Source organism: Pseudomonas sp. PS01270 (assembly GCF_029959775.1).
Taxonomy (GTDB): Bacteria; Pseudomonadota; Gammaproteobacteria; order Pseudomonadales; family Pseudomonadaceae; genus Aquipseudomonas; species Aquipseudomonas atacamensis.
The window spans coordinates 14,655-30,349 of record NZ_JASCPT010000070.1 but is presented as its reverse complement, the minus strand read 5'-3'; the positions used below and the strand labels follow the sequence as shown (position 1 = coordinate 30,349).

At 61.9% G+C, this 15,695-nt stretch carries 14 protein-coding genes; 5 read left to right on the top strand and 9 right to left on the bottom strand.

The window, feature by feature from the left end; translation table 11 throughout:
- Window positions 1-308: 308 nt before the first annotated feature.
- The 9 genes from QMX86_RS18545 to QMX86_RS18505 form a co-directional block, all read right to left on the bottom strand.
- Window positions 309-1,349 (bottom strand): AI-2E family transporter, encoded by a 1,041-nt coding sequence (locus tag QMX86_RS18545; protein WP_110646673.1) that lies wholly within the window; start codon window positions 1,347-1,349, stop codon window positions 309-311.
- 69 nt (window positions 1,350-1,418) lie between these two features.
- A complete protein-coding gene (locus tag QMX86_RS18540; protein ID WP_282385748.1) occupies window positions 1,419-2,225 on the bottom strand; it encodes a DUF4892 domain-containing protein in 807 nt (268 codons plus the stop codon).
- A 115-nt stretch (window positions 2,226-2,340) separates the two neighbouring features.
- The gene (locus tag QMX86_RS18535) at window positions 2,341-3,195 is read right to left on the bottom strand and encodes an alpha/beta hydrolase (protein ID WP_071173246.1); all 855 of its coding nucleotides are present in this window, start codon (window positions 3,193-3,195) and stop codon (window positions 2,341-2,343) included.
- The gene (locus tag QMX86_RS18530) at window positions 3,192-3,998 is read right to left on the bottom strand and encodes an alpha/beta hydrolase (protein ID WP_110646675.1); all 807 of its coding nucleotides are present in this window, start codon (window positions 3,996-3,998) and stop codon (window positions 3,192-3,194) included. The genes QMX86_RS18535 and QMX86_RS18530 overlap by 4 nt, the downstream gene beginning before the upstream one ends.
- A 313-nt stretch (window positions 3,999-4,311) precedes the next feature.
- Window positions 4,312-4,755, bottom strand: a complete 444-nt coding sequence (locus QMX86_RS18525; protein ID WP_016773655.1) for a hotdog fold thioesterase — start codon at window positions 4,753-4,755, stop codon at window positions 4,312-4,314.
- A gap of 31 nt (window positions 4,756-4,786) precedes the next feature.
- Window positions 4,787-6,442: an AMP-binding protein gene (locus QMX86_RS18520; protein WP_282385740.1), complete on the bottom strand. Its 1,656-nt coding sequence runs from the start codon at window positions 6,440-6,442 to the stop codon at window positions 4,787-4,789.
- Between the two features lie 203 nt (window positions 6,443-6,645).
- On the bottom strand, window positions 6,646-7,098 hold the full coding sequence (gene sixA, locus QMX86_RS18515) for a phosphohistidine phosphatase SixA (RefSeq protein ID WP_122507620.1): 453 nt from the start codon (window positions 7,096-7,098) through the stop codon (window positions 6,646-6,648).
- Entirely contained in the window at window positions 7,095-7,442 is a 348-nt protein-coding gene (locus tag QMX86_RS18510) for a DUF4389 domain-containing protein (RefSeq protein ID WP_016773653.1), read from the bottom strand. The genes sixA and QMX86_RS18510 overlap by 4 nt, the downstream gene beginning before the upstream one ends.
- A gap of 30 nt (window positions 7,443-7,472) precedes the next feature.
- Window positions 7,473-8,498 carry an NAD(P)H-dependent glycerol-3-phosphate dehydrogenase gene (locus QMX86_RS18505; protein ID WP_024013958.1) on the bottom strand — a complete coding sequence of 342 codons (1,026 nt, stop codon included), beginning with the start codon at window positions 8,496-8,498 and terminating at the stop codon, window positions 7,473-7,475.
- Between the two features lie 197 nt (window positions 8,499-8,695).
- On the opposite strand from QMX86_RS18505, the gene QMX86_RS18500 reads away from it, so the two are divergent.
- From QMX86_RS18500 to fabB, 5 genes are all read left to right on the top strand, one after another.
- Window positions 8,696-10,819 carry a TonB-dependent receptor gene (locus QMX86_RS18500; RefSeq protein WP_282385736.1) on the top strand — a complete coding sequence of 708 codons (2,124 nt, stop codon included), beginning with the start codon at window positions 8,696-8,698 and terminating at the stop codon, window positions 10,817-10,819.
- A 1-nt stretch (window position 10,820) separates the two neighbouring features.
- Window positions 10,821-11,753: an ABC transporter substrate-binding protein gene (locus tag QMX86_RS18495; RefSeq protein WP_071173252.1), complete on the top strand. Its 933-nt coding sequence runs from the start codon at window positions 10,821-10,823 to the stop codon at window positions 11,751-11,753.
- Window positions 11,750-13,654 carry an ATP-binding protein gene (locus tag QMX86_RS18490; RefSeq protein ID WP_095181591.1) on the top strand — a complete coding sequence of 635 codons (1,905 nt, stop codon included), beginning with the start codon at window positions 11,750-11,752 and terminating at the stop codon, window positions 13,652-13,654. Before QMX86_RS18495 ends, QMX86_RS18490 begins: the two co-directional genes overlap by 4 nt.
- Window positions 13,655-13,901: 247 nt before the next feature.
- Complete coding sequence (gene fabA, locus QMX86_RS18485; protein ID WP_024013962.1) at window positions 13,902-14,417, top strand: 3-hydroxyacyl-[acyl-carrier-protein] dehydratase FabA; 516 nt, start codon at window positions 13,902-13,904, stop codon at window positions 14,415-14,417.
- An 11-nt stretch (window positions 14,418-14,428) separates the two neighbouring features.
- Window positions 14,429-15,649 (top strand): beta-ketoacyl-ACP synthase I, encoded by a 1,221-nt coding sequence (gene fabB / locus QMX86_RS18480; protein WP_016773647.1) that lies wholly within the window; start codon window positions 14,429-14,431, stop codon window positions 15,647-15,649.
- Window positions 15,650-15,695: the final 46 nt, after the last annotated feature.

Here is a 15,695-nt window from a genome sequence, read left to right as displayed (position 1 = left end):
GACGTCGGAAGGCTGAGTGGAGGGATTGATCCGGGCGTGGGAGCGCAGCGACCGTCTGGCGCAGCCAGACACAGCGGAAGGAGGTGCAGCGAAGCAAACCGTAGCCGCTGCGCCCGGATCAGTCCCGGAGCGAAGGGACCCGAGCCTGCGAGGGCCGAACGTAGGAGCAAGCCTTTTGGGTTACCTTTTTGGCGTTTGAAAAAGGTGACCCGCCGTAAGGGCGGAACCGTAATCAGCAACACCCGAAGGAACGGATATTCACCCAAAACCCCAAGAGCATGGTCGGCCCAAAGGCCGCCAAGCCCCCCCTAGACCCGAGCCTGACTCTTACTCCAATCCGTCAAAAGACTATAAGCCACCGCCAACAAAGTAGGCCCAATAAACAACCCGATAAACCCAAACGCAATCAACCCGCCAAACACCCCGAGCAACACAATCACCAACGGCAGATTACCGCCACGGCTGATCAGATACGGCTTGAGCACATTGTCCACGCCACTGATGATGAACGTCCCCCAGATCCCGAGAAAGATCGCCATCCCGTACTCACCCTTCCACACCAGCCAAGCCGTGGCCGGCACCCACACCAGCGGTGGCCCCATCGGAATCAGACTCAGCATAAACGTGACGATCCCCAGCACCAGCGCCCCCGGCACCCCGGCAATCAAAAAGCCGATCAACGCCAGCACCGCCTGCGCTGCCGCCGTACCAATCACACCGTTGACCACCCGCTGCACCGTGCCCGCCACCAATTCGATGTAATAACCGGCACGATCGCCAATCAAGCGCTGCAACAGACTGTGCACAAACGCCGCCAGTCGTGGCCCGTCACGGTAGAAAAAGAACACGAACACCAGGCTCAGCGTCAGCTCGAGAATCCCGCCACCGATCTGCGCACTGCGCGCCAGCAGCCAGTTGCCGACCTGGCCCAGATATGGCTTGATCGAGACCATCAACGCCGCGCCCTGCTGATCGATGCTGTCCCACATCGCCACCAGTCGCTCACCAACCAATGGCACGCTGCCAAGCCAGGTGGGCGCTTCCGGCAAACCGTCGACCTGCACATCCTTGATCAATGCCGTGGCATCGCGCACATGATCGGCAAGATTGAAACCCAGCCACACCAGCGGCGCCGCCACCAGCAACATCCAGCCCAGTGTCAGGATCAACGCGGCCAGCGATTCGCGGCCATTGAGCGCGCGGGTCAACAAACGCATCAGCGGCCAACTGGCGAACGCCAGCACCGCGCCCCAGAACAGCGCCGACCAGAACGGCGCCATCACCCACAGGCTGGCACCAAACAACACCAGCAGCAGAATCTGCACCAGCAGGCGATCGTTATTGAGCATGGAAAGTCCCGGCAAAGTCAGTCAGCGAAAGAGTAGGCGAACACTGCGTGCGTGCTCGACTGGCACAGCTTATCGCAACAGGTCGATGCGCAGGCCCGAGCCTTCGAGATTGCCGGTTTCCATCCGGGCCGCCCGCACACCCTGAGTGATCAACGCCTGGCGCCAGGCTTCGGCCTTGGGCCCGGAAACCGTGACCCGCAAGGTCGTGTCGAGATTCAGGCCACGGGAAATCAGGCGCAGCCAGGTGGCATCCGGCTCATCAGCGAGTTTCGGGAAATCCAGCTCGCCGGTGCTTTTCAACTGGCGCAGCAGGGTTGCCGAGGTCGGCAACAACTCGCCCAACGGCGCAGTCGCCTCGAATTGCTCGACATGCAGATAGGCTTTGCGATTGCCGCGAGTGATGCTGTAGAGCGCCACCAGCGTGTTGTCCTTTGGCGCCGCCAGCCGGAGCAACAGATAAGCCTGCTGCTCGTCAGCGCCATACAGCTTGGCGTTGCCGAACACTTCGTTGGCCCACAGGCTGCTTTCGCCGCAATCGCGGGCCTGGCACCAGAACAGCAACTCGGCGTCCTGCTGTTGCAGGGCTTCGCGGGCGGCGGTGAAGGCTTCGGTGGCGGAATGTTCCGGCGGCAACTCGTAGGTCACCGAGGTGGTCTGGCCGCGGGCGGTGACCTGACCGTCGAACCGCAACTGGCCGCTGATCTTGCGGATCGAGCCCAGCGGGTAGATGCGCTCCAGCTCGGCCGCCGGGCGATAGTCGACGATCTGTGCGTCGGCCAGACGCGGCACGATTTGCAGATCCTGGCTGCCCGGCACATCGGCAGCGAAGGACAAGGAGCTGAAGCAGCACAGCGCGAAAAGACTGAGTGGCCGCATAGTCAGGCTCACCGGACGGTCATGGCTGGGCGGGTCGGGGTCGCAGCGGTATAGAAATCCATCAAGTTTGTCTCCTGTTTCAACCCGCCCAGCCTCGGCAGTTGCCGGTAGCAAGTCAAGGCATGGCGAAGAAGCGATTGAAACAGTCTGCTACAAGACCTGCGCCAGCCTCATCATTCAGGTGCAGATGATGCCCGCCCGGCAACTGTTCGTGGCTGAAGGGTAGACGCTCCAGCAACTCAGGATGCCTGGCCAACATGCCATCCGCCGCGACCACCAGATGAGCCGGGCAACTGACGCGCGAGGCAAACGCCATCGCCTGTTCTTCCGTCAGGCGCAGCGGCGATGGCAGGGTCAGGCGATTGTCGGTGCGCCAGGTGTAACCGCCGGGCACCGGCATCAAACCGCGCTGGGCCAACAGCTCAGCGGCTTCGCGACTGACCGCCACCAGACCTTTCATCCGTGCCTCGATGGCTCGCTCGAGGGTGGTATAGACCGGTTTGCGCTTGTCCCGCAGAGCGAGTTGCGCCTGTAAGGCCATGCCCATGCGCTCGGCAGCGTTTTCGCCCTTGTCTGTCGGAGGAATCACGCCGTCGATCAGCGCCAGATGGCTGATGCGCTCGGGCAGCGAACCGGCCAGCACCATCGAGACAATCGCGCCCATCGAATGCCCGAGCAGGCCGAAACGCTTCCAGCCCAGTTGTTCAGCGACTTGCAACACATCATGGGCGTAGTCCCACAAGGCATAACCGGCGCCGCTTGGCCGATGCCCGGAATGACCGTGGCCGGCCATGTCCAGCGCGACGATGCGCAGGCCGTCAAGCTTGGGCGCCAGCCGGGCGAAGCTGTTGGCGTTGTCGAGCCAGCCGTGCAACGCGATCACCGGCAAGCCGTCCTCGGGGCCGAACATATGCGCGGCCAATTCGATGTGCGGCAGGTTCAGGCGCACTTCTTCGCAGGTCGGGCTCATGCGCAATCCTTGTTCTGTCGCTGTTCCCAGCGCATGAACAGATTCTTGAGCAGCCGCGCCGTGTCCTGCGGACGCTCCAGCGGGAACATGTGCCCGCCAGGCATGCTCAGCGCCTCGCCCTGGGGCAGACGCGAGACGAAACGTGTGTGATGGCGCATGACCACGCGGCTCTTGTGCCCCCGCACGATGGCCAGCGGCACCTGCAACTGCCGGGTGCGCCCGGGGCTGGTGTGCGGCACGCCGCGATAAATGCTGATTTCCGTGGCCGGGTCAAAACGCAGACGCAGCTTGTCGTCGACCTGATGCAAACCATGTTGCAGGTAGGCATCGAAGCATTCCGGATCGAAGCCGCGAAACAGGGTTTTGCCGGAAAAGTAACTGCGTGCACTGTCGAGATCGGCGAATTCTTCACGGCGCCCGAGGGTGCGCCCGGCCGGGGTCAGCCGGTCGATGAAACCAAAACGCTTGGCCGCACGAATCACCCACTGATCGGTGCGGGTCAGCACCGGCGAATCGAGCATGACCACGCCGCGATACAGCTCGGGACAGCGCAACGCCGCGTGCAAGTGCAGCAGACCGCCAAAGGAATGGCCAACGCCCCACACCGGCTGTTCCTGCAGCTCGAGGTGATGGATCAGTTCATCGACCAGGTTGTACCAGTTGTCGTCCGCCGGAAAACGCGGGTCATGGGCGTGCTGCTCCAGATGCACGACCCGATACTCCGGCGCCAGCGCCGCGAACAACTTGCCATAGGTCCCCGAGGGGAAACCGTTGGCGTGGGCGAAAAAGATCGGTTGCGACATGCGGGCAAATCCATGGGCGGGAAACGTGGCGTTGATTGTCCGCAAGAGCCGGCACCGCAGCAATGACTGTAAGTGCCAGGAATGATGACAGTCCGGTCAGGGTGATGTGTATCAGCGAGACCGCTGCCCCCTCACCCCAGCCCTCTCCCCCAAGGGAGCGAGGGGGAAAGGGAGCAGATCGGGGGAGTGTCCGGGACCTGAGCTCGACTCGAATTATCAGGTCGACGAGGATCGCGAAAACCACACGGTAGGCCCCCTCTCCCTCTGGGAGAGGGCTGGGGTGAGGGCTCGACCTGACGGAACCCGATAAATGTCAACGCAGCGGCGGCTGTTCCCCCAGCGGCACCACCGCCATGGTCAGGCGCGACACGCAACTGGCCTTGCCTTCGTCGCTGGTCAAACGGATGTCCCAGACATGCGTGGTGCGGCCGATATGGATCGGCGTGGCCACTGCCGTCACCCGCCCACTGCGCAAACCGCGCAAATGGTTGGCGTTGATCTCCAGGCCGACGCAATAGAACTTGCTGGCATCGATGCACAGATAACTGGCCATCGAGCCGACGGTTTCCGCCAGTACCACCGATGCGCCGCCATGCAGCAGACCGTAAGGCTGGTGGGTGCGATGGTCGATGACCATGCTCGCGGTCAGCGACTGTTCGTCGAAGGCTTCGAAACGAATATCCAGCACTTCGCCGATGGTGTTCTTCTGGATCGCATTCAACTGTTCGATGTCGGGAGTAGTACGCCACAAGCTCATCGCAGACTTCCTTTGTTGTTGTAATCGATGCTCAATCCTGCCACAGCACCGCCTCGCTGCGCGCGCTCCATTCTTCGAAGCGTGCGCCGTAGCGGTCTTCGATGACGTTGCGTTTGATTTTCAGGGTCGGCGTGAGGAAGCCGTTATCCACCGCCCAGTTGTCCTTGACCACCACCAGCCGGTGCAGGCGTTCGTGCTTGTCGAGGGCGGCGTTGACCTCCTCCAGCAATTTTTCCAGGCTGGCGTGCAGGCTGGCACGAGGCTCTTGCTGATTGACCGTCGACAGCACGCACAACCCCAGCGGTGCACTCAGGCCATCGCCGACCACGCACACTTGTTCGATGCGTGAATGCACGGCCAGACGGTTTTCGATCGGCGCCGGCGCGACGTATTTGCCCTTGCTGGTCTTGAAGATTTCCTTGAGCCGGCCGGTCAGGCGCAGACGCCCTTCGCTGTCCTGCTCGCCCTTGTCGCCGGTGCGCAGAAAGCCGTCTGCGGTGAGGGTCTCAGCGGTTTTTTGCGGTTCCTTGAAATAGCCGAGCATGTTGGCCTGACTGCGCACCTGCACCTCGCCGGCCTCATCGATGCGCACCTCGACTTCCGGGCACGGCTGGCCAATCCAGCCTTGCTTGTATCGCCCCGGCAGGCAGATATGCGAATAACCGCAGCCCTCGGTCATGCCGTACACCTCCAGCACATCGAGGCCAAGTTTCTGATACCAGGCGAGCAAGGTCTGCGGTACCGGCGCGGCGCCCGACAACGCTACGCGCAAGGCATCCAGGCCGAGCCCGGCCAGCACTTTGTGGCCGACCCGCTTGCCGATGAAGGGCAGCCCGAGGAGAAAATCCAGGCGCTGCGCCGGGATCTTGCTGTAAACACCCATCTGGAATTTGGTCCAGATACGCGGCACGCCGAACATTGCCGTAGGCCGCGCGCGCTGCAGATCGGTGATGAAAGTCTCGAGGCTTTCGGCGAAGAACACTGTCTGCCCGGTATAGATCGAGGCCAATTCGACAAACATGCGCTCGGCAACGTGGCACAGCGGTAGATACGACAGCAGCCGATCGTTCTCGTTGAGCCCGAACAGCTGCGTGCCGCGACTGGTGGCGAAACCGAGATTGGCGAAACTGTGCATCACGCCTTTGGGCAGGCCGGTGGTGCCGGAGGTGTAGATGATCGTCGCCAATTGTCCGGCGGCGGGGCGTGGATCGTCCTGGATTGGCGAACAGCTCTGCAGGTCCGCCCAGCTGTAATCGAACTCGCCTGGCGGATGCAGCGGCAGGCTGATGGTCGGCAAACCCGTCGGCACGCCTTGCGACATGCCAGCCCAGCCATCGAGCTTGCCGATGAACGCCAGCGCACTTTCCGAGTGAGTCAGCACTTGCGCAACGGATTCAGCGGTGAGATTGGGGTACAGCGGCACCGACACATGTCCGGCCATCCAGATCGCCAGATCGGCGATGATCCAGTGCGCGCAATTTTTCGAGATCAGCGCAATGTGGCTGCCGGGCGGCAGCTCCCGCGCGCGCAACCAGTGCGCCGCACAGCGGGCCTGATGGCCGACATCGGCCCACGTCAGCGTCTCGACCTGACCACCGCCGATGGGCTGCACCAGAAAGCGCTGGCGCGGATGCCGGGCTTCCCGTTCGTAGAACACGTCCAGCGGCAAACGGAAGGCGGCAGACATGCGACTCGCTCCTGTTTTTTTGGTCTGGAGCAAGCGTAGTCAACCAAGCAAGTGCTTGGTTGGAATTTTCAAACAAATAATTTCATGGGTTGGCAGAAATCAATGTGGGAGCGAGCCTGCTCGCGAATGCAGTATGTCAGCCCCAAAAAGGGTGAATGACACGCCGCCTTCGCGAGCAGGCTCTCTCCCACAGGGATATGGCGTTAAGGGTGCTTGAGGCTATTGAGCTTCATCGAGCCAATCAGCAGTTCGCTGTGCTCAAGCTCCGCCAGCCCCGCCGTACTCACCCGCTCCGGCGGATGCCCGGCGCCGTGCTGCAGATAGCTGAGCAGATTGCCCACCAACGGGTTGTGGCTGACCAGCAGCACATTGCTCACCGACACCAATTGCTCGGCGACCTTGTCCGGATCGCTTTCCGGCGTCAGCCATTCGACCGTGCGAATCTCCGGCTCGAAACCCAATGCCTCGCGGACAATCTGCGCGGTCTGCTGCGCGCGCAGATAAGGGCTGGCGTAAATCGCCGTCAGCGGCTGGCCCATCAAATGCGCCGCGCTGCGCAGGACTTCGTTACGACCATGCTCGGTCAGCTCGCGCTCGGAATCGATTTTCGAGCCGTGAGGCACCGCCTCACCATGACGCAATACCCACAGTTTCATAGTTTGGGCTCCTCATCGCGCACCGGATGCGCGGCCGGGGCAACGGTGTGCGGCGCTTCACCTTCCGGGGTGCGCGGCGCTGGCCAGTCGGCGAACGGCCAGGGCTTCTGGTCACTGTGGAACGTGCCGAAGCGGCCGATCTGCGCGAGGAACTGGCTGAGGCTGTCGCCGAAATTCATCAGGCTGGCGCTCGGTGCGCCGTAGATCAGGCGGTAGATCAGTTGCACCAAGACCACCGCGCCGAGGATGAACTGCGCGACTTGCCAGACCAGCAGATAAACGATCATCCACAACACCCGCAGGAGGATGGATTCGTACTGGGTTTCGCTTTTCGGATCGTTCATGGCTTGCTTCCTGTCCGTGTAACAGCTGAATCAGTTGAAACCGCTGGTGGAAATAAAGTCGACGTCGGTTTTCGGCTCGGCACGCATCAGTAGACCGATCACCTGCTCCAGCGTGCGTCCCTCGAACAGGATCGCGTGCAGCCCGGCGACCAGCGGCATGTACACGCCGACTTCCTGGGACTTGGCCTTGAGCACCTTGAGGGTGTTGACCCCTTCGGCGACCTCGCCAAGACGCGACACCGCTTCGTCGAGGCTCAAGCCTTGACCGAGGGCGAAGCCGACCTGGTAGTTGCGGCTCTTGGGTGACGAACAGGTGACGATCAGATCGCCGACCCCGGCCAGACCAAGGAAGGTCATCGGGTTGGCGCCCTGATTCACCGCAAAGCGGGTCATCTCGGCCAAGGCGCGAGTGATCAGCATGCTCTTGGTGTTCTCGCCCATCTCCAGCGCCACCGCCATGCCGGCGATGATCGCGTAAACGTTTTTCAACGCCCCGCCCAGCTCGACACCGAAACGGTCGGCGCTGGCGTAGACGCGGAAGGTGCGCCCGTGCAGGGCGGCTTGCACCGCTTTGCACAGTTCTTCGTCTTCACTGGCGACCACCGTGGCGGTCAGTGCGTGCTCGGCGATTTCCCGCGCCAGGTTCGGACCGGACAACACGCCGATGCGCGCCTGCGGGGCGATCTCTTCGAGAATCTGGCTCATCAGCTTGAAGGTCTGCGCTTCGATGCCTTTGGTCAGGCTGACCAGCATCTTGCCGCTCAAGCGCTCGGCGTGGGCGGCGAGTACCGTGCGCAAGGCGCTGGATGGCAGCGCGACAAAGCACAGATCGCAGGCATCGAGAGTGGCTTGCAGGTCGGTGACAGCAGTCACGCCCGGGAGAATCTTGATGCCTTTGAGGTAACGCGGGTTTTCGCGATTGACCCGGATGGCCTCGGCCTGCTCGGGGTCACGCATCCACTGAAGGACTTGATGGCCGTTCTCGGCCAGCAGATTGGCCACGGCGGTACCAAAACTTCCGCCTCCCAGGACCGCAATCGGGCGCTGTTCAGTCATATGCAATCCGTTAATCCATACCAGTGGCGATGCCGGGCATTATACGGGGCGACCCGATGGCGGCCAGCCCCAGCAACAATTACCGACATTTGTAGGAAGAAGACCAATAAAACCTAGGAAAATGCCTGCAACGTCACTGGAAAAGTCGCCGCCCTCGGTTAACATGCGCGCCAATTCTTCTCTCTGCAGGCTGTGTCGTGTTTTCTGGCCCTCCTCCCCCGCGCTCGCCGCTGCTCCTGGCGCTGCTGTTCAGCCCGCTAGTGCTGGCGGACGATCTGTTCGTCGACAGCCAGACGCTGCCGCAGGTACTCACGGCCACGCGGCTGAAGCAGACGCCAGCGGAAGTGCCCGGGAGCATGACCGTTCTCGACAGCGAATTGATCAGCGCCAGCGGTGCCCGCGACATCAGCGAGCTACTGCGACTGGTGCCGGGGATGATGGTTGGCAGCATCAACGGCAATCAGCCGGCGGTGAATTACCACGGCACCAACGCCAGTGAAGCACGGCGCATGCAGGTGTTGATCGATGGCCGCTCGGTGTATCGCGCCGGCCTGGCGACGGTGGACTGGAGCGATATCCCGGTAGCGATGGAAGACATCGACCGGATCGAGGTATTTCGCGGCCCGAACACGGTCAGCTACGGCGCCAACGCGCTGATGGCGGTGATCAACATCATCACCCGCCACCCGGCCGACAGCCATGGCACGCGCCTGAAAATCACCCGTGGCCAGCGTGGCATCAACGACTTTTATGCCAGTCAAGGCACCGGTTGGGCTGGCGGTGATCTGCGCCTGTCGCTGTCCGGCCAGGAAGACGACGGTTTCGACAGCGACCGCAACGGCGCGGATTATCGCGACAGTCGACGCTTGAATCGTCTGAGCCTGGCGGTCAGCCACGACCTCAATGAAGGGCAAAGCCTCGACTGGCAGCTCAACGCCAAGGACGGCAGCAATCAGCGACCTTATACCTACCGCCCGGTGTTCTCGGGGATTACCGACGCCGGGAACAATTCCGACGTGGTGGCCAAGGATTACGCCGGTTCGGTGCGCTGGAACCTCGATATCAATCCCGAACACAGCCTGTATGTGCAAGGTTCGGCGCAGCACTGGGATCGCCAGCAAGTCTGGCGCGCCTGCGATGCCGAGGTGTCGTTCAGCCCCGAGCTGGCGCAGCTGTGGCAGCTCAACCCGAATTACACCGAACGGCTGGCGCGCAACATCAACCAGTTCACCGGCCCCGGCGCGGCACCCGGCACGCCGCAGGAAATGGCGCTGGCCAATCAAGTGCTCGAGCAATGGCGCAACGGCGCCAGCCAGACCTTGTGCGGCGATATCGACCAGAGCGCCCGCGAATCGCGCTACGACCTCGAGCTGCAGGACACCCTCAGCCTGTCCGACAGCCTGCGCCTGGTCAGCGGCCTGAATTACCGCTACGACCGCGCCGATTCCGAAACCTACTTCAACGGCACCCTCGACGACACCACCTGGCGCGCCTTCGGCCAACTGGAATGGCGCGCTACCGAGCACTGGCTGGTGCAGGGCGGAGCGATGTTCGAAGACACGCAACTGATCGGCAGTTCGCTGACCCCGCGCTTCGCGGTCAACTACCTGATCAACCCGCGTCATGGCCTGCGCGCGGTGTACTCGGAGGCGATCCGTTCGCCGGACATGTTCGAGAACAACGTCAATTGGAGCTATCAGGTCAGCAACCTGCGACCCTCGGCTTACGGCCAGTCGTCGGCGCGCTATTTCGTCAAGACCCGTGGCCCCGGTGATCTTGATCAGGAACACATGCGCTCGCGGGAATTGGGCTACAACGGCTACTTCGCCGAGCTTGGGCTGGCCGTGGACGTGAAGCTGTTCTACGACGAAATCACCGGGATGATCAGCGAGCCGCTGCGCAATAATCAGTACATCGCCAGCAACGCCAACAGCTCGCGCTTTCGCGGCACCGAAACGCAACTCGACTGGCGCCTCAGCAGCGCCGACCGCTTGCGTTTGACCTACGCCTTCGTCGACGCCGAGGCGAGCAATCCGCTGGACCAACAGTTCACCTCGCGCAACAGCGGTTCCGCCGGTTGGCTGCGCAATTGGGGCCATGGCTGGAACAGCGCCCTCTTCTATTACGGCGACAACGCGCTCAACGGCTATCGCTTCGAGCGCGTCGACACGCGCATCGCCAAACGCATCGCCATTGGCAAAGCTCAGCTGCAATTGGCCGGCGTGCTGCAACAGCGCCTCGACCATCAGCCGAACACTTTCGTCGACAATAATTACGATGAACGCCGGGTGATGTATTTCAGTGCCGAGCTGGAGTTCTAGGATGTGCACCGGCCCGTCACGGAAGACGCCTACCCTGGGTCACTGGCTGGCCGGGCTCTGCCTGTTCATGACTGCGTGGCTGCACGGCGTCGCGGTGCAAGCGGCGGATATTCTGTTGACCGGCGCCGAGGAAAGCCCCGGCGTGCAGGCCTTCGTGCAAGCGCTGAGTGAACTGCGCCCGACCGACAATGTGCGGTTCCAGCCGCTGGCCAGCTTGCCGGCTCCGGGCAAACTGCCGGCCAGTCTGCGCTTGATCCTCCTAGACCTGCCCAGCCTCGACTGGCGTCTGCAAGACTCACAAGGCCCGTCGACGCTGGTGTTGCGCATCAGCCGCTTGCAGGCGCGCCAGCGTTTTGCCGATGCCCAACCGGCGCGCCTGAGCCTGCTCTGGAGCGACCCGCCGCTGAGCCGGCAACTGCAACTGATCCGCCGGATCTTGCCGCAGGCCCGGCGGGTCGGTGTGCTGTTCGATGAACACGGCGAATTCCTCATTGACGAATTGCGCGCGGCTGCGCGGCCGCTGAATCTGGAGATTGTCAGCCAGCGCTGGGACAACATCCACGACAGTCGTCCGCTGCAAGCGGTGCTGAAAAGCAGCGACGTCTTGCTCGGCCTCGATGACCCCGATCTGTACAACTCGCAAACGGCGAAAAACCTCCTGCTCAGCAGCTACTCGCGACAGGTTGCGCTGATCGGCCCCAACATTGCATTCGTTCGCGCTGGCAGCCTCGCCAGTACCTACAGCGACCAGAGCGACTGGCTGGCCGTCCTCGACCATTTGCTCGATCAGCCCACCAGCGCATGGCCGCGAACGCTTTACCCCGCTCGTTTCAAAGTCTCAAGTAATGCGCAGGTGGCTCGTTCTTTAGGCATCGAACCGCTGAATGAAGCATCTGTCGCCAGTGCCTTGGCCGAAGGAGAGCGCCGCCCATGAGTTTTCGTCGCCGTTGGGACATCAACACCCGCACGCAGCTGATCAGCCTCGGGCCGGCGCTGCTGCTGACGTTGCTGTTGATCAGCTTCTTTACCTTCGTGCGCATCCAGGATTTGCGCCAGGAGCTGAACCACACCGGCCAGTTGATCGCCAACCAACTCGCCCCGGCCACGGAATACGGGGTGATCTCCGGCAACAACGAAGTGCTGGAAAGCCTGCTCAAGGCGACACTCGCCACGCCCAACGTGCGCTTTCTCGAAGTGCAGGACAGCGCCAACCGGATTCTGGTGTATGTCGAACAACCGGCCGACAGCCACAGTCGCCCGCATCAGGTCGAAGTGTTCCAGGCGCCGGTGCGTTTGCAGCGGATCGCCTTGCACAACGACTTCTTCCAGGACGGCAAAGTCAGCAACAGCGCCGCCGGCGAGGATTATCTGGGGCGAGTGATCGTCGGCCTGTCCAACGATGCTTTCAGTCAGCGCCAGCAGGAGATCCTGTTCAAGGCCGGGATTCTCGCGCTGTTCGCCCTGCTCTTCACCTTCGTCGTCGCCCGTCGTCTGGCCGGCAGTCTGTCGCAGCCGATCCGTGACATTGGCGATGCGGTCAAGGCGATTCAGGAAGGCGATTACAAAACCCCGCTGCCGATTGTCGACGACACCGAACTGGGCGCACTGTCGCAGCACATCAACAACCTCGCCCAAGCGCTGGAGCAGGCCAGTCGCGAACAGCAGCAAGCGATGGCGCAACTGATCCAGACCCGCGAGGAGGCGGAAAAAGCCAACAACGCCAAATCGGATTTTCTGGCGATGATGAGCCATGAACTACGCACGCCCATGAACGGTGTGCTGGGCATGTTGCAATTGCTCGAAACCACCGAGATGACCGAGGAGCAGGTCGAATACGCCGCGCTTGCTTCGGAGTCGACCGAACATCTGCTCAAGGTCATCAATGACATTCTCGACTTCTCGCGAATCGAGCGTTCGGAGCTGGAGCTGGAGCACATCCCGTTCAATCTCGCCGAGCTGATCGGCGCCTGCGCGCAATCGTTCCAGCACAGCGCGGTGCAGCGAGGCCTGGCACTGAATCTGCGCATTCCCGACGACATGCGCGGCTTGCAGGTGCAGGGCGATCCGACGCGGATCCGGCAGATTCTGGTCAACCTGGTTGGCAATGCCTTGAAGTTCACCGAGCAGGGCCGGGTCAGCATCGAGGCGCAATGGCAGTCGCTGGACCATGAACTGCTGTGGTTCACCTGCTCGGTGCGTGACAGCGGCATCGGCATTTCTTCGGAAAGTCTGGAGCTGATGTTCAATGCCTTCCAGCAGGCCGACAGTTCGATCTCCCGTCGTTACGGTGGCACCGGTCTTGGTCTGCCGATCGCACGGACCCTGGCCGAACGCATGGGCGGTACGTTGCGCGCGCAGAGTGAGGAAGGACGCGGTTCGGTATTCACTCTGGAAATTCCATTGGCGCTATATAAGCAGGCAATGCCAGCGCTGGCCGCGCCGCGAGCGCCGAACGGTAGTGGTCAGGGTGAAGGACGCCATGTGTTGCTGGTCGAAGACAACCCGGTCAACCAGACCGTGATCGAAGCGATGCTGCGCAGTCTGGGTTTTGCCGTCAGTGTGGCAACCGATGGCGCGCAGGCGGTGCGCAGTGCCGAGGGCAGCGAGTTCGAAGTGATTCTGATGGATTGCCGGCTGCCGATCATCGACGGCTACGAGGCCACGCGACAGATCCGCGACCTGCCCGGACGGCGCGATGTGCCGATCATCGCGCTGACCGCCAACGCCTTGCAGGGCGATCGCGAAACCTGTCTGGCAGCGGGGATGAACGATTACCTGGCCAAGCCGTTCAAACGCAATGACCTGCAGCAGATTTTGCAGCGCTGGGTGTCGTAGTGTGGGCCTTTCGACCATCTGCGACTGGCGTGAAAAGCGAAAGTGCGGCAGTCTTAGGCACCCGAACGAGCCCCAAAAGGGGCTTGATTAAAAATTTCAGTGCACAAGTGTACATTCATGTCCTTGGTGCTGTGACTTTCACCACAACGCAATAGTCTATGAGTAGGCTGCCGGTTCGAGGCATGAACGCCTTGAACGGTCGGGAAGATCTGCCCCACCTGCCGCATGGGATTATTGAGGAGCTCGCATGACCAAACAAAACGCCTTTACTCGGGAAGACCTGCTGCGCTGCAGTCGCGGTGAGCTGTTCGGCCCAGGTAACGCGCAACTGCCCGCCCCGAACATGCTGATGGTGGATCGCATCACCCATATCAGCGAAGAAGGCGGCAAGTACGGCAAAGGTGAATTGGTCGCCGAGCTGGATATCAACCCTGACCTGTGGTTCTTCGCCTGCCATTTCGAAGGCGATCCGGTGATGCCGGGCTGCCTGGGTCTGGATGCCATGTGGCAACTGGTCGGCTTCTTCCTAGGCTGGCAAGGCCTGCCGGGCCGCGGCCGTGCGCTGGGTTCGGGCGAAGTGAAATTCTTCGGTCAGGTGCTGCCGACCGCCAAGAAAGTCACTTACAACATTCATATCAAACGCGTCCTCAAGGGCAAGCTGAACATGGCCATCGCCGATGGTTCGGTCAGTGTCGACGGACGCGAAATCTACACCGCCGAAGGCCTGCGCGTCGGCGTGTTCACCTCCACTGACAACTTCTAAGGGTTATTCGCATGCGCCGCGTCGTTATCACTGGTCTGGGCATCGTTTCGTGCCTGGGCAATGACAAAGAGACCGTCTCCGCTAACCTGCGTGCAAGCCGCCCTGGCATCCGGTTCAACCCGGAATATGCTGAAATGGGTCTGCGTAGCCAGGTTTCCGGCTCCATCGACCTCAACCTTGAAGAGCTGATCGATCGCAAGATCTATCGCTTCGTCGGCCATGCAGCGGCTTACGCCTACCTGGCCATGAAAGACGCCATCACTGACTCCGGCCTGACCGAAGAGCAGGTGTCCAACCCGCGCACCGGCCTGATCGCTGGTTCCGGTGGTGCTTCCACGCTGAACCAGATGGAAGCGCTGGACATCCTCCGCGAGAAAGGCGTGAAGCGCGTTGGCCCATACCGTGTAACGCGGACCATGAGCAGCACCGTTTCCGCTTGCCTGGCCACGCCTTTCAAGATCAAGGGCCTGAACTACTCCATCGCTTCTGCCTGCGCCACCAGTGCTCACTGCATCGGTACCGCCATGGAACAGATCCAGATGGGCAAGCAGGACATCGTCTTCGCCGGTGGCGGTGAAGAAGAGCACTGGAGCCAGTCGTTCCTGTTCGACGCGATGGGCGCTCTGTCCAGCAAGCGCAACGACACCCCGGAACAAGCTTCCCGCGCCTATGACAAGGACCGCGACGGTTTCGTCATCGCTGGCGGCGGCGGCATGGTTGTCGTCGAAGAGCTGGAACACGCTCTGGCCCGTGGCGCGAAGATCTACGCCGAGATCGTTGGCTACGGCGCAACGTCCGATGGCTACGACATGGTTGCTCCGAGCGGCGAAGGCGCGATCCGCTGCATGCAGCAGGCGCTGTCCACCGTCGACACCCCGATCGACTACCTGAACACCCACGGCACTTCGACTCCGGTCGGCGACGTTGCGGAAATGAAAGGTGTGCGTGAAGTGTTCGGCGACAAGGCTCCAGCGATCAGCTCGACCAAGAGCCTGTCCGGTCACTCCCTGGGCGCCGCGGGCGTGCACGAAGCGATCTACTGCATGCTGATGATGGAAGGCAACTTCATTGCCGGCTCCGCCAACATCGACGAGCTCGACCCGGAAGTGGCCGATCTGCCGGTGCTGACCAAGACCCGCGAGAACGCCACCATCAACACCGTGATGAGCAACAGCTTCGGCTTCGGCGGCACCAACGCCACGCTGGTACTGAAGCGCTGGGAAGGCAAGTAATTCCCCGCTGCTGAGCCGCACATGAAAACGCCCCGACTGGTTCGGG

Coding starts and splice junctions, on each gene's coding strand:
- QMX86_RS18490 (WP_095181591.1), top strand. CDS start 11,750: ATGAGTTTTCGTCGCCGTTGGGACATCAACACCCGCACGCAGCTGATC.
- QMX86_RS18530 (WP_110646675.1), bottom strand. CDS start 3,998: ATGTCGCAACCGATCTTTTTCGCCCACGCCAACGGTTTCCCCTCGGGG.
- QMX86_RS18525 (WP_016773655.1), bottom strand. CDS start 4,755: ATGAGCTTGTGGCGTACTACTCCCGACATCGAACAGTTGAATGCGATC.
- sixA (WP_122507620.1), bottom strand. CDS start 7,098: ATGAAACTGTGGGTATTGCGTCATGGTGAGGCGGTGCCTCACGGCTCG.
- QMX86_RS18495 (WP_071173252.1), top strand. CDS start 10,821: ATGTGCACCGGCCCGTCACGGAAGACGCCTACCCTGGGTCACTGGCTG.
- QMX86_RS18535 (WP_071173246.1), bottom strand. CDS start 3,195: ATGAGCCCGACCTGCGAAGAAGTGCGCCTGAACCTGCCGCACATCGAA.
- QMX86_RS18520 (WP_282385740.1), bottom strand. CDS start 6,442: ATGTCTGCCGCCTTCCGTTTGCCGCTGGACGTGTTCTACGAACGGGAA.
- fabA (WP_024013962.1), top strand. CDS start 13,902: ATGACCAAACAAAACGCCTTTACTCGGGAAGACCTGCTGCGCTGCAGT.
- QMX86_RS18510 (WP_016773653.1), bottom strand. CDS start 7,442: ATGAACGATCCGAAAAGCGAAACCCAGTACGAATCCATCCTCCTGCGG.
- QMX86_RS18505 (WP_024013958.1), bottom strand. CDS start 8,498: ATGACTGAACAGCGCCCGATTGCGGTCCTGGGAGGCGGAAGTTTTGGT.
- QMX86_RS18545 (WP_110646673.1), bottom strand. CDS start 1,349: ATGCTCAATAACGATCGCCTGCTGGTGCAGATTCTGCTGCTGGTGTTG.
- fabB (WP_016773647.1), top strand. CDS start 14,429: ATGCGCCGCGTCGTTATCACTGGTCTGGGCATCGTTTCGTGCCTGGGC.
- QMX86_RS18540 (WP_282385748.1), bottom strand. CDS start 2,225: ATGCGGCCACTCAGTCTTTTCGCGCTGTGCTGCTTCAGCTCCTTGTCC.